At 63.7% G+C, this 13,582-nt stretch carries 11 protein-coding genes; 6 read left to right on the top strand and 5 right to left on the bottom strand.

Going from position 1 to position 13,582, the window contains the following annotated elements; translation table 11 throughout:
* Both ACFQ95_RS25725 and ACFQ95_RS25720 read right to left on the bottom strand, forming a co-directional pair.
* On the bottom strand, nt 1-475 hold a 475-nt coding region (locus tag ACFQ95_RS25725), incomplete at its 3' end, for an FAD-dependent oxidoreductase (protein ID WP_422835785.1).
* Nucleotides 476-617: 142 nt separating this feature from the next.
* Nucleotides 618-1,538 (bottom strand): LysR family transcriptional regulator, encoded by a 921-nt coding sequence (locus ACFQ95_RS25720; RefSeq protein ID WP_422835783.1) that lies wholly within the window; start codon nt 1,536-1,538, stop codon nt 618-620.
* Between the two features lie 165 nt (nt 1,539-1,703).
* On the opposite strand from ACFQ95_RS25720, the gene ACFQ95_RS25715 reads away from it, so the two are divergent.
* Both ACFQ95_RS25715 and ACFQ95_RS25710 read left to right on the top strand, forming a co-directional pair.
* Nucleotides 1,704-2,684 (top strand): Bug family tripartite tricarboxylate transporter substrate binding protein, encoded by a 981-nt coding sequence (locus ACFQ95_RS25715; RefSeq protein WP_422835781.1) that lies wholly within the window; start codon nt 1,704-1,706, stop codon nt 2,682-2,684.
* Between the two features lie 14 nt (nt 2,685-2,698).
* Complete coding sequence (locus ACFQ95_RS25710; protein WP_422835779.1) at nt 2,699-4,228, top strand: amidase; 1,530 nt, start codon at nt 2,699-2,701, stop codon at nt 4,226-4,228.
* Nucleotides 4,229-4,252: 24 nt separating this feature from the next.
* Here ACFQ95_RS25710 and ACFQ95_RS25705 read toward each other — a convergent pair whose 3' ends face one another.
* Nucleotides 4,253-6,244 (bottom strand): diguanylate cyclase domain-containing protein, encoded by a 1,992-nt coding sequence (locus ACFQ95_RS25705; RefSeq protein ID WP_422835778.1) that lies wholly within the window; start codon nt 6,242-6,244, stop codon nt 4,253-4,255.
* Between the two features lie 342 nt (nt 6,245-6,586).
* Between ACFQ95_RS25705 and ACFQ95_RS25700 the strand changes: the two genes are divergently transcribed.
* On the top strand, nt 6,587-7,438 hold the full coding sequence (locus ACFQ95_RS25700) for a ZIP family metal transporter (RefSeq protein WP_422835776.1): 852 nt from the start codon (nt 6,587-6,589) through the stop codon (nt 7,436-7,438).
* 146 nt (nt 7,439-7,584) lie between these two features.
* Nucleotides 7,585-8,541 carry a PA2169 family four-helix-bundle protein gene (locus ACFQ95_RS25695; RefSeq protein WP_422835774.1) on the top strand — a complete coding sequence of 319 codons (957 nt, stop codon included), beginning with the start codon at nt 7,585-7,587 and terminating at the stop codon, nt 8,539-8,541.
* A 93-nt stretch (nt 8,542-8,634) separates the two neighbouring features.
* On the opposite strand, the gene ACFQ95_RS25690 is transcribed toward ACFQ95_RS25695, so the two are convergent.
* Nucleotides 8,635-9,399, bottom strand: coding sequence for a hypothetical protein (locus ACFQ95_RS25690; protein WP_422835772.1), 765 nt, complete (start codon nt 9,397-9,399; stop codon nt 8,635-8,637).
* Nucleotides 9,400-9,492: 93 nt separating this feature from the next.
* Entirely contained in the window at nt 9,493-10,008 is a 516-nt protein-coding gene (locus ACFQ95_RS25685; protein WP_422835770.1) for a DUF4019 domain-containing protein, read from the bottom strand.
* Nucleotides 10,009-10,358: 350 nt separating this feature from the next.
* Between ACFQ95_RS25685 and ACFQ95_RS25680 the strand changes: the two genes are divergently transcribed.
* Both ACFQ95_RS25680 and ACFQ95_RS25675 read left to right on the top strand, forming a co-directional pair.
* Complete coding sequence (locus ACFQ95_RS25680; protein ID WP_422835768.1) at nt 10,359-12,701, top strand: bifunctional salicylyl-CoA 5-hydroxylase/oxidoreductase; 2,343 nt, start codon at nt 10,359-10,361, stop codon at nt 12,699-12,701.
* A complete protein-coding gene (locus ACFQ95_RS25675; RefSeq protein ID WP_422835766.1) occupies nt 12,698-13,486 on the top strand; it encodes an SDR family NAD(P)-dependent oxidoreductase in 789 nt (262 codons plus the stop codon). Before ACFQ95_RS25680 ends, ACFQ95_RS25675 begins: the two co-directional genes overlap by 4 nt.
* The last annotated feature ends 96 nt before the right edge of the window (nt 13,487-13,582 follow it).

Raw genomic sequence — 13,582 nt, 5'->3', positions numbered from 1 at the left:
CGCGGCGGGCGTCGGCTGCAGCGGCTTCGAAGGCCGAGGCCGAGCGGTAAATCTCGCGCCAGCCACCCTTGGTGACCAGGCCGCCCGCGTCGGCAGCGGCAATCAGGCCCTGGTGTTCGCTGATGCAGTGTTCGATCAGGCGGCTGTAAGCGGCCGCCACGTGTATGTAGTTTTGCGGCGCCGAGGCGTTCCAGTAACGTGCCAGCTTCGGCAGCAGATCGCCCATGGCGTTCAGGTGGTAGTGCACGTCGTTGCCACGGCCGAGTGCCACTTCCACAATCTTCGCCAGGCTGCGCGGGAACGCGTAGGGTTCTACGGCTTCGCGTTGGATCAGCCCGGCGTTGCCGTAAGACGTCTCGCGCCCCGCAAGCTTGCGGTCCACCAAGGTGACGGCGTGGCCGCGCTGCTGCAGCGCCAGCGCCGTGCTCACACCCACCATGCCAGCACCCAGGACGACGATTTCAGTAGATTTCATAGAGCAATGGCAGGTATGTGAAAGTGGGGACGGTGATGACAGTGGTTCGACGAAGAATTGTGCCCGCGCGTGCAAAGCGCAGCACATGCGTGGCCAATCGAGTTTCGAAGGCTGGATTGCCGTAATCGCAATTCATCGCAATTTAGCCCCCAGTGCGGATGGCATCGGTCAGGAACTGCACGAAGGCCCGGCCCGCGTCGGGCAACACGCGGCTGGCGCGTGTCTGCACCTCCAAATAGCGCTCGTTCATCTCGCGGTCGCGCAAGGCGATAGCCACCAGCGACTGCCTCTGTAGCCGCGTGCGCAGCGACAGCTCGCCGTAGAACGCAATGCTGCCGTTGCCGCCACCGGTGGAGACAAAGCTCACCAGCGCGTCGGCATGGTTGCTGGTCATGGCCACGTTGTAGTGCAGACCCTGGCGGCTGCAACTGATGTCGAGTAGCTGGCGTACCGAACTGTTTTTGGGCGGCAGCGCCAACGGATAGGCCACCACCTGGGCCAGCGAGAGCTGGCGCTGGCCGGCCAGCGGGTGGTCGTTGGCCATGACCGCCAGCACCGGGCTGGGGTGGCGCAGTGCCTGGTTGATGCCCGGCTCGGGCACCGCACTCAGGGTAATGCCCACGTCGGCTTCGCCATCGCGTACCTGGCGCGCCACCTCGTTCTGCGGGCAAACCTCCAGGTGAAACTGGATGCCGGTGTACTTCTCGCGAAACTGGGCAATCAGCGTGGGGATGAAGTCGAAGGCAAAACCCTCGGTGCTGATCACGCGCACATGGCCGTTGCGCAGGCCACGCAGGGCCGAGATGTCGCCGCTCACGCGCTCAATGTCCTGCTGCGTGCGCTTGGCGTGTGCCGCCAGCAATTCACCCGCAGCGTTAGGAATCATGCCGCGCGCGCGGCGCTCGAACAGCAGTGTGTCGAGCTCACTCTCCAGCCGCGCCACCTGGCGGCTTACCGCAGAAGGGGCCACGTTGAGCCGCAGCGCCGCATCCTTGATGGAGCCGGTCTTGACCACTTCGAGGAAGTAACGCACGGCGGTTTCCTGCAGTACCTGGCTGCGCATGCTGGCGGCTCTTTCAAAGAATGGGGTGAATGTAGATTGCCGAATCGGCAATCATCTAGTCGAAATATTGAGCTTGTTGCATTTTATGGCGACACCTAGGATTGCACTACCTGTTTTGGGTACACGTTTTTGATTGCGTTTTTGTGTCTAGCCTGGGAAATCTCCATGAAAGTCTCCGCAGCCCTTACCTCACTGCTGGCCTTGGCCGGTTGTCTTGTTGCCACCGCGCCGGCCCTGGCTGACGCCGCATTTCCAACGCGGCCGATTTCCCTGGTGATCCCGTTCCCGCCCGGTGGCGCCACCGATGTGCTGGGCCGGGTCATAGGGCAGAAGATAGGCCAGGAACTGGGCCAGCCCGTGGTGGTGGAAAACCGCGCCGGTGCCGGCACCATCATTGGCGCAGCCTACGTCTCGAAGTCGGCGCCGGATGGCTATACGCTGTTGCTCAGCTCCGGCACCACCTTCACGGTAAACCCGGCGATACGCAACAACCTGCCCTACGACCCTGTCAAAGGTTTTGACCCTATCGGCATCGCCGGGCGCACCGGCCTGATCCTGCTCGCCAACGCCGACGTGCCGGTGCAAACCGTGAAGCAGTTTGTCGACTACGTGAAGGCCTCGCCCGGCAAATACGCCTATGGCTCCTTCGGCAGCGGCACCACCTCGCAGTTTGCCGGCGAAACCATTCTGCAAGCCACCGGCCTGAAGATGACACACGTGCCCTACAAGGGCAGTGCACCGGCCATGGCCGACCTGATGGGAGGCCAGGTGCCGTTCACGGTGGACACCGTGGCTGCGGCCGTGGCGCAGCTCAAAAGCGGCAAGATCAAGGCCATTGCGGTGACCACGGCCAAGCGTTCGGCCCAGTTGCCGAATGTGCCCACGCTGGCCGAAAGCGGCTACCCCGATGTCAACATGGACACCTGGCTGGTGCTGGCGGCGCCCAAGGGCTTGCCCGTGGAAGTGAAGGCCAAGCTAGAGAAAGCCCTGGCTGCCGCCATGGCCGACCCCGACACCCGCGCCAAGGTCACCGGCATGGGCATGGACCCGGCCTTCAGTGATGGCAAAGCCACCAGCGAGCTGATCAACCGTGAACTGCCCACGATGCGTGCGCTGGCCGTGCGCGCCAACATCGTCGCCGATTGAACCAAAAGAGCCTTATGACAAATCTGCTTGAAACCTCGGCCGTGGAACTGCGCCGCATGATAGGCGCCAAGGCGATCTCGCCGGTTGAACTGCTGGAAGCCTGCATCGCGCGTATTGAATGGCTGAACCCGCACGTCAACGCCGTCACCGCCACCTGTTTCGAGCGCGCCATGATAGAAGCGCAGGCGGCCGAGCGTGCGGTGATGGCCGGTGCGCCGCTGGGTCTGCTGCACGGCCTGCCCCTGGGTGTTAAGGATCTGGAGCCCACCAAGGACCTGCTGACCACCTGGGGCTCGGCGATTTACCGCGACCATGTGCCAACGGAGGACATCGAACTGGTGGCCCGGCTGCGCCGTGCGGGCGCCATCGTGACGGGCAAGACCAACGTGCCCGAGATGGGCGCCGGCGCCAACAGCCGCAACACGGTGTGGGGTGCCACGGGCAACCCGTTCAATCCCAACCTGAATGCGGGAGGTTCGTCGGGTGGCTCGGCCGCCGCGCTGGCCTGCGACATGCTGCCGCTGTGCACCGGCTCGGACACCGGTGGCTCGCTGCGTATCCCAGCAGCCAAGTGCGGCGTGGTGGGTTTTCGGCCGTCGCCCGGCGTGGTGCCCAGCGTGCGCAAGTTGCTGGGCTGGACGCCAATCTCGGTGGTCGGCCCCATGGGGCGCACCGTGGCCGACGCCTGCCTGCAACTGGCTGCCTCGGCTGGCATGCACGCCGGCGACCCGCTGAGTTATCCGCTTGATCCGCTGTCGTTTCTGAAGCCGCAGGACGTGGACCTGAGCCAGCTGCGTGTGGCCTATACCGAAGACTTTGGGGTGTGCGCCGTGGACGACGGCATTCGCGCCAGCTTCCGCAGCAAGATCGCTGCCATGCGCCACATGTTCCGCAGTTGCGACGAAATCAAGCTGGACCTGGGTGAGGCGCACCGCTGTTTTGACGTCTTGCGGGCCGAAGCGTTTGTCGCCGGCATGCATGCCGCCTACGAGCGCGACCCACAAAGCCTGGGGCCCAACTCGCGCGCCAATTACGAGATGGGCGTGAAGATGAGCCTGCTCGACAGCGCCTGGGCACAGGCCGAGCAGACGCGCTTGATCAAACGTTTCCAAAGCAGCTTTGCCGACTACGACCTGGTGTTGTCGCCGACCACACCGGTGTCGCCGTTTGCCTGGACGCAGTTGTACGCCGACACCATCAACGGTGAGAAACAAGAGAACTACTACCGCTGGCTGGGCCTGACCTATGTGGTGACCTTGCTCACACACCCGGCGTTGTCGCTGCCCTGCGGCACCGACCATCTGGGCCTGCCCTTTGGCCTGCAAATCGTCGGCGGCTTTCGTGCCGACCACCAGGTCTTGGGCGCAGCGCACGCCATGGAACAGGCCTTTCAAGGCCATGCCGGGTTGCGCCGACCCCAGCCGGATCTGGCGGCCCTGTGCAGCACGCGGGCCGAACCACCGCTGCGCTCCATCGTGACCACGCCGCCGGTGCTGGATGGGCACACGGCAGCCGCTGCAACGCTGAGCACGTCGGCGGTTTAGCGCTGCTCGGTACCAGGCATTGCGCTACAAGGGCATGGGCTGCGACATCGGCACCGAGCCAAACAGGTTGGCCAACTCCACGCGGTTGCGCCCATGGTTCTTGGCGCGGTAGAGCGCACTGTCGGCGGCTTCGATCAGCGCTTCGGCGGTGAAGCTAGGGTCGGGCATGGCGCTCGCAATGCCCATGCTCAGCGTCACCTGGGGCGCCGTGGGCGAATTGGCGTGCTGCAGGGCGGCGGTGTGCAACTGTTCGATGGCGCGGCGCGCCATCTGCCGCGCAAACATCAGGTCGGTGCTGGGCAGCAGCAGCACAAATTCTTCGCCGCCGTAACGTGCCACCAATTCGCCCGCCCGGCGAATGCAGGACTGCAGAATTTGCGCCACCTGGCGCAGGCACTCGTCTCCCGCCACGTGGCCGTAGTGGTCGTTGTAGCGTTTGAAGTGGTCGATGTCGACCATGATCAGCGCCAGCGGTTCGTTGTGGCGCATGCAGCGCTTCCACTCGGCCTCCAGCATTTCATCGAAGCGGCGCCGGTTGGCAATGCCGGTCAGGCCGTCGGTGCTGGAGAGTTCGGCCAGGCGGGCATTGGCATGTTCCAAGGCCTGGCGTTGGCGCACCATGTCGGTGATCTCCATGCGCGCCGAGACGATGTAACCCTGGGGCGTACGGGTCTCATAGATATTGATCCAGCGTCCATCGGTGGATTCCTGCACCAGCGGCGAGATGCCGTGTGTGCCGCGTTTGGCCAATCGGTCGGCGCGCCACTCGGCTTCGCGGCCTATGGCCGCCTTGATGGTACCCAGGCGCAGCGAGGTATTGAGCATGGAGCCAAAGGTCTGCCCGTCCTGGTCCCCCACCATGTCTATGTGTTTGTACAGGTGGCGCAGGTAGCGGTTGTGCAGCACCAAGCGGTCGTCGACATCGAAAACCTCAATGCCTATAGGCAAGGCATCGATGGAGTCGACCAACAGCTCGCGCGCCTTCTGGGCCGACTGCCGTGCGGCTTCAAGCGAGGCGCGTTGGCGCACCTCGGCGGTCACGTCCAGTCGTACGCAAACATACAAACCCGAGCCGGTGGCGCATTCATGCACCTGTACCCAGCGGCCATCGGGGTAGGGGCGGGTCTCGGGGACGAAGTTGCGGCGGCGGCGTTGCAGCCGTTCGGCCAGCCATTCTTCCTCGCGACCAATGGCTTCGGCGGGTTCGCCGAACTTCAGGCTCATGCGCACCAGTTCCGCGTAGGTCTTGCCGCGTGCTTCGGCCAAGCTGAAGTGTGGACGCCATTCGGCCATGCGTTTGTTGAAGTAGACCAAGCGGTCCTGCTCGTCGAACAGTTCCAGCCCTATGGGGACGGCTTCCAGCGCTTCATAAAGCTGCGCCTGGGCGCGTTCGGCTTCGCTGCGCGCCTGCGCCAGCGCGCGTTCGCGGCGCACGTTCTCGGTCACGTCGGTGCGCAGGCCGGCGATGCTGCCGTCGGCCAGGCGTCTTTCGTCTATCAACACCCAGCGGTCGCCCGGCAGCGCCATCATCACCGGGCCGCCGGGGTTCTGGTGGTGTTGCAGGCGCTCCTGAATCCACTGTTCTTCGCGGCCTTTGGCTTCAAGTACTTCGCCACTGCTGACGGCATGGCGCAACAGTTCGGCAAAGGCAACGCCGGGCCGGATCAAGGCCGCGGTCAGTGGGTAAAGATCTTTGTAGCCGGGGCTGACGACCACCAAGCGGTCTTGCGCATCGAACAAGGAAAAAATGCCATGGCCCGGCAGTTGTTCCATGGCGGCCTGCAAGTGAGAGCGGGCACTCTCGGCTTCGCGCAGCGCCTGCTGTGCAATGGCCAAAGTCTTGCTGAGCGCCACCAGGGCCCAGGCGATACCGATGACTGCCAGCAGAACCAGCAGCGGCCAGACATAGTGCACCCAGGAATGGGAGTCGCTGCGAGCGTCTATGTGCCACCACAACCAAACGGCGCCACCTCCGGCAGTGCTGGCCAGAACCAAGGGTGCGGTAGACGGTCTCATAGGCTTGAAGGCGTGGGGGCAGGAGGCTTCACGGGGGCCGCGGGCACCCTGGCGGCGATGCGAGAAGTCTAGCAGCGCAGGCGGGAAAAGGGGCGCTTTTTCAGGCAAGTGCTGTGCTTGAAACCCCGCCCAGTATGGGTTTGCACGGGTTTTGCGAGCGCTCACGGCCCGCGGCGACACGGGGTTGTGTTTGGCGGGTGCGCGCGCAGAGCAAGGGGCTTGCTAAGATTCCGCACTTTGTCACGTTTTGCGGCGCCATGCGGGGCTTGCAGACACGCGTGCACAGGACTGGGTTCTTATCAATTTTGCCGTTCTCCATAAAGGAAACGAGCGTAGGTAGCTATGGTTTTGCTAGCGATTATCTTGGGCACGCTGGGTGCTGGTATTGGCAGTGTGTGGGTGGCGGCGATGCTCAGCTTCGGTGTTCTGGCGCGCTACACACAGCACATGCTGAGCCTGGCTGCGGGGGCCTTGCTGGCCACGGGTTTCATGCACCTGTTGCCCGAAGCATTCGAGAGTGGTGCCGAGCCGCAGAATCTGTTCGCCTGCCTGCTGGCGGGCCTGGTGTTTTTTTTCCTGCTCGACAAGGCCGAGTTGTGGCACCACGGACATGAGCACCATCACGGCGCGGGCGAGGTGTCCGATGCCGCAGGCGCGTCACACCACGGGCATCACCACGGCCATGCTCACAGCCACGGCCATACGCATGAGCAGGCTGCGTCCAAGCTGCGTGCCGGTGGTTGGTCGGTGCTGGTCGGCGACAGCGTGCACGCCTTCGGCGATGGGGTGTTGATCGCCTCGGCCTTCATTGCCGATTTGCGCCTGGGCGCTGTGGCGGCGATTGCCGTGTTGATGCACGAGGTGCCGCATCACATGGGTGACCTGGTGGTGCTGCGTTCGGCTTCGGGCAACAACCGGCGTGCGGCCTTGGTTAAGGTGTCCATGGCCGGCGCCGTCACCGCCCTGGGCGGGCTGCTGGGTTACGCTTTGCTGGACGTGCTGCACGACTGGCTGCCCTATTTTCTGGTGGTGGCGTCGAGCAGCTTCATTTATGTGGCGCTGGCCGACTTGATCCCGCAGTTGCAGAAACGCCTGACCGCAAAACAAACGGCCGCCCAGGTGGCGTGGCTGCTGGCCGGCATTGCCTTGGTCACGGTGGTCAGCGGCCTGGCCCACGGTCCGCACCACCACTGATTTCGTGCGCAGCGGCCTACAGCGCCGTGTGCGGCTGACCGACAGGCAAGCAGCGCCATCTGAAGCATTCTGAAGCCAGACCCCTGTCGCAGTGGCGCCGTTGGCGCGGCTGGTGATGTGGAGGCAACTTTTTAAAGGAGTTTCCCATGGCGAAAGCAGAAGAGCGTGAGTTGAATCTGGACCCGATCACGCACGAAATGGGTGCCCATCCGGTAGGCACCGGTCTGGGGGCTACGGGTGGGGCAATGGCCGGTGCGGCGATTGGTGGCGTGGGCGGGCCCGTGGGCGCTGCCGTGGGTTTGATCGCTGGCGCGGCCATAGGTGGCTTGGGTGGCAAGGCGGTGGCCGAGGCCGTGCGTCCTACCGTAGAGCACGCCTACTGGCGTGACCGTTATGCGGAAGAGCCTTATTACCAGGTGGGGCGGCGCTATGACGACTACGGCCCGGCCTACGAATATGGCTGGACCAGTTGGGGTCTGTACCCCGGCAGCTTCGAGCGTGTGGAGTCCGACCTGGGCTTGCATTGGGATGCCTGGCGCGGGGGCTCGCCCTTGACCTGGCCCGAAGCACGCCCGGCAGCGCGCGCGGCCTGGGAGCGTGCCAGCCTGGCTTATGGGCCCGTGGGTGAGCCCCTGGCGCGTGAAAACATCAACGCTGACGATGTGGTGCGTGTGCTCAACAGCCTGCTGGAAACCTCGCGTGATGGCGAAATGGGTTTCCGGGACGTGGCCGAACACACTGTGACACCCAGCTTGCAGTCCATGTTCCGCGCGCGCGCCCAGGAGTGTGCGGCATCGGCTGCCGAACTACAGCAGCAAGTTGACCGCTTCGGCGGCAGCGTCGCGCAGGGCGGCACAACGCTCGGCGCTTTGCACCGTGGCTGGGTGGCAGTGCGTGGCAGCTTGGGTGGTTTGAGTGATCTCGCCATGTTGGCTGAATGTGAACGTGGCGAAGAGGCTGCCCTGGCGCGCTACAGCCATGCGCTGCAGCAGGCATTGCCGCAGGATGTGCGCGTCATGGTGGTGCGCCAATGGCAAGGGGTGCAACGTCACCACGATATGGTGCGGCGCCTGCGCGAGCAGGAGCGCGAACGCAATGTTTAACGGCCTTGGCAGGGGTTTGACGCCTTGCATCTCATGCCGCAGCACCGCTTGCGCGGCCCGCAATAGAGCTTAAACAGGCGCTAAGAGCGCTCACTAAAGCCGGCCTTGTGCCTCGTCATCTGCCGCCGCAGCGGGCGTGGCCTTGGCCAAGGCCATCCACAGTGAAAAAGGCAATCTTTCGACCCGGCGCTGCGGTGCTGGGCGCGCCACTTCGAGGCGGTGTTCCGGGCGCTGTTCCGAGCGATTTTGCTGCAGCAGCAAAACGCCGCACTCGGGCGGCACGTCGTCGGCCGTGCCGATGTTGCGGCCCTGGCGGTCTAAACCCAGCACATACCAACAAGCACCCCCCAGGCTGAGGTAGGCGGCCCGTTTGCCGGGCTGGCGCAGGTCACTCAGCAGGTCGGCACGGCGTACCTTGATTTCGTGCACCAGCGGTTCGGCATACGCCTCCACCGAAGTCTGGCGGATCGAGAAGACGTCGGGTTGTGCCATGACCCAGCGTGAGGCGGGCTCACCCTCGCCGCTGCCGGGGTCGGTCGGGGCTGGTATTTGGGTGCGCAGGCTCAAGCCGCGCCAGGCGATGCGCCCGGCCCGCGCCATCTCGCGCGCCACGATGTCCACCAGTGCCTCATGGTCGGAGCGCACCGCACGGTTTTGTGCCAGCGTCAGGGCCAGTTGCTGCAGGCCCGCATCGCTCACGCGTAGCCAGGTGTGGCCGCTGTTGTTGGTGTGGCGCTCGAGCAGGCCCGCCGCCAGCAATTCCACTTCGACCAGGTCCTGGCAGGGCCAGCCTGCCGAGCGGTAAATCTCGCGCAGGCGGCGCGTATGCACACGTGTGAGCTGAGGGAGTGGGGACACTTTGGCGCGCCAGTCGAGAGCAGGGAGCAGGCCTTTTCCAACCCGGCCGGCCTGCTGTGTAAACGGCTGCTGGTGGGCGTGAGCCGGTGTGGTTTAGCGCGTGGCGTAGCCGGTCACGCGCCACTTGCCATCGGCATCCTGAATGGTGGTGACGGTTTCCACCAAGTCCGCCTTGTTGGCAAATTTCGAGTTGAACGAAGAGGTGACGAAGCCGTTGTCGGGGTTGTAGATGGCGGTGGTGGGTACACGTTCTATAAATGCGCCAAAAGGAGCGCGCATTTTTGGCATGCCGTCCATCCACGCGCCAATCGGAACCGCCGAGCGAAACTGCTGCGAGGCACCATCCCAGGCCACACCCCAGTTCCGCTGGTCCAGCAGCGTCAACCAGCCGGCGGCGGCCAATTGGGCCGCCACGGCTTTCTGCGTGGCCTCAGGGTCTGCGGCAGCAGGCTTTTCGGCCGGTGCTGCTGCGGCAGGAGCGGAAGCCGGCGCGGCGGCGGCCGGTGCCGGTGTTTTGGGTTTGGCCTGCGCCCAGGCCGAGTTGGCGCCAAGAGCGGACAAGGAGGCCAGAAGGGCCAGGGCTGCGTAAGAGGCTGTGCGACGTTGCATGGTCAGAACTCCAAATCATTTGAATGCTTGGAGCGAGTTTAGACCGCAAGCTGCCGTACACCACGGTAAACCAAAGTTACAACTCTGTGAACTTTTGCTGGCATGCCGACGCGTGCCGCTGAAGGCGCGGCATGTGAGTCAACGCAGAATATTCAAATTTTGTAGCTGGTGACGCTTTCTGGATAAGCCTAAAGTGCCAATATTGTGGATGGTCTTGGGCGCTTGTAACTGGCTTTGAAATCTCAGTTTGTAAATGTTTGACTTCTAAACTATTTATTCGTAAACTGAACTTTCAAACTTGACCGGTGGCTGGCAAAACCGCCGGTGAGCACCGAGACCCAGGAGCCCAAATGAAGATTGTGTGCATCGGCGGCGGACCCTCAGGCCTTTATTTCGGCCTGCTGATGAAGAAGCAAAATCCCGGCCACGACATCACCGTGGTGGAGCGCAACAAGCCATACGACACCTTCGGCTGGGGCGTGGTGTTTTCCGATGCCACCATGCAGAACATGCGCCAGTGGGATGCCGAAACCGCCGCCACCATAGAACAGGCTTTCAACCACTGGGACGACATAGAACTGCGTTTCAAGGGGCGCAGCATACGCAGCGGTGGCCACGGCTTTGTGGGCATTGGCCGCAAGAAATTGCTGAACATTCTGCAGGCGCGTTGTGAAGAACTCGGCGTGCACCTGGTGTTCGAGCAAGAGGCCACCTCGGATGCGGACTTTCCTGAAGCCGACCTGGTGATCGCCAGCGACGGCATCAACTCGCGTGTGCGCCAGGCGCATGCCGACATCTTCAAGCCCGACATCGTGACGCGGCCGAACCGCTTCATCTGGTTGGGCACGCACCAGCAGTTCGACGCCTTCAACTTCATCTTCGAGAAAACCGAACACGGCTGGTTCCAGGCCCACGTCTACAAGTTTGACGAAAACACCACCACCTTCATCGTGGAAACGCCCGAGGAAGTGTGGCGCGCCCACGGCCTCGACCAGATGGGTGTGGACGCATCGGTGGCCTTTTGCGAAGGCCTGTTCAAGGAACACCTGGGCGGCCACCCGTTGATGAGCAACGCGCGCCACTTGCGCGGCTCGGCCTGGATCAACTTCCAACGCATCAAGTGCGATCAATGGTCGTTCCACAACGGCAACAGCCACGTGGTGCTGATGGGCGACGCGGTGCACACGGCGCACTTCGCCATAGGCTCGGGCACCAAGCTGGCGATCGAAGATGCGATTGAACTCACGCGCCTGTTCCAGCAACACGGCGCAACGGCGCAGAGTATTCCCGCGGTGCTGAAGGACTACCAGGCCTCGCGCAACATCGACGTGCTGCGCCTGCAAAACGCTGCATGGAACGCCATGGAGTGGTTTGAGGTGGTGGGCCATCGTTACGCCGACACCTTGCCGCCCGAGCAGTTCATGTATTCCATGCTCACGCGTTCGCAACGCATCTCGCACGAAAACCTGCGCCTGCGCGATGCGCAATGGCTGGGCGACTTCGAGCGTTGGTTTGCCGAAAGCGCCGGTGTGCCAGTGCCCGCAGACAAGGCCGCGCCGCCACCCATGTTCACGCCCTACACGGTGCGTGGCTTGACTTTGAAGAACCGCGTGGTGGTATCGCCCATGGCGCAGTACTCCGCCGTGGATGGTGTGGCGGGTGACTACCACCTGATGCACCTCGGTGCCCGCGCCGTGGGCGGGGCCGCCATGGTGTTTGCCGAGATGACCTGTGTGAGCCCCGAGGGCCGCATCACCCCCGGTTGCCCCGGCCTTTACAACGCCGAACAAAAGGCCGCGTGGAAGCGTATCGCCGATTGGATCCACACACACAGCGACGCCAAGTTCGCCATGCAGTTGGGCCACGCCGGCGCCAAGGGTTCCACTCGTTTGGCTTGGGAGGGTATTGACCAACCACTGGTGCAAGGCAACTGGCCGCTGGTCTCGGCCTCCGCCCAGCAATACCTGCCCGGCGTGAGCCAGACCGCGCAAGCCATCACGCTGGCCGAGATGGCTACGGTGTTAGCCGAGTTTGTGCGCAGTGCGCAAGACGCGGCCGAGATCGGCGTCGATTGGCTGGAGCTGCACTGTGCCCACGGCTACCTGTTGTCGTCGTTTATTTCGCCGCTGACCAATCAGCGCACCGATGCCTATGGCGGCAGCCTGGAAAACCGTCTGCGCTACCCGCTGGAAGTGTTCCGCGCGCTGCGCGAAGTGTGGCCGCAAGAGCGGCCCATGTCAGTGCGTATCTCGGCGCATGACTGGGTGGAGGGCGGCATCACGCCGGACGACGCGGTATTGATTGCACGCGCCTTCAAGGCGGCCGGTGCCGACTTGATCGACTGTTCTTCGGGCCAGGTCAGCAAAAAAGAAAAGCCGGTGTATGGCCGCATGTTCCAGACGCCGTTTGCCGACCGCGTGCGCAACGAAGCCGGCATTGCCACCATCGCCGTGGGTGCCATCTCTGAGGCCGACCACGTCAACAGCATCATCGCCGCCGGCCGTGCCGACCTGTGCGCCGTGGCGCGCCCCCATCTGGCCAACCCGGCCTGGACGTTGACCGAAGCCGCCAAGATTGGCTACACCGCCGTGGCCTGGCCCAAGCCATATGTGTCGGGCAAAACGCAGATGGAAAGCAACTTCGCGCGTGAGAAAGCTCAAGCCGCCGCGCCGCAAGTGAAGGAGCCGGCATGAGCGTAGAGAGCGCATTGCCGCTGATGGGCAAGCACGTGGTTGTGACCGGTGCCGGGCAGGGCATTGGCGCGGCCATTGTGCAAACGCTGGCCGCGTTGGGCGCAAGCGTGAGCCTGATGGGGCGGCGCTTGGAGCCGCTGCAAAGCTTGATCACCCAGTTGCCGGGTGCTGAGCGGCATGGCGCTGTGGCGGTGGATGTGGGCGATGAAGCTGCGGTTCAAAAAGCCTTTGCCCAGGCCTGCGCCGCACGCGGCCCGGTGGCGGTGTTGGTGAACAACGCTGGCCAGGCCGAGAGTGCGCCGTTTGGCAAAACCTCGCTGGCGCTGTGGCAGCAGATGTTGAACGTCAACCTCACCGGCACTTTTTTGTGCACGCAGGCCGCGCTGCCGGGCATGCTGGAAGCCGGCTGGGGCCGCGTGGTGAATGTGGCCAGCACGGCGGGCCAACGTGGCTACCCCTATGTGGCGGCCTATGTGGCGGCCAAACACGGCGTGATCGGTTTGACGCGTTCGCTGGCGCTGGAGGTGGCACGCAAAGGCATCACCGTCAACGCCGTGTGCCCGGGCTACACCGAGACCGAAATCATGACGCAAAGCATACACAAGGTGATGCAGAAAACCGGCCGCAGCGAAGCCGAGGCGCGTGCCGCGTTCACGCAATCGAATCCGCAAAATCGCCTGGTGCAGCCGCAAGAAGTGGCGGATGCCGTGGCCTGGCTGTGCAGCGCGGGCGCGGCGGCAGTCACCGGGCAATCCATATCCGTATCTGGTGGGGAGGTGATGTGAGCAAACGAAAGACCATAGATCTGGAACCTTTGTTGAGCGACGACAGCATTGGCCTGGAAGCCGGTGTCTCGACCGACGAACACCAGTCGATTCGCC

The sequence above is a fragment of the Variovorax sp. HJSM1_2 genome (assembly GCF_049316285.1).
GTDB lineage: Bacteria > Pseudomonadota > Gammaproteobacteria > Burkholderiales > Burkholderiaceae_C > Rhodoferax_B.
The sequence above is the reverse complement of the archived record's forward strand: the minus strand, read 5'-3'. Positions and strand labels throughout refer to the sequence as shown.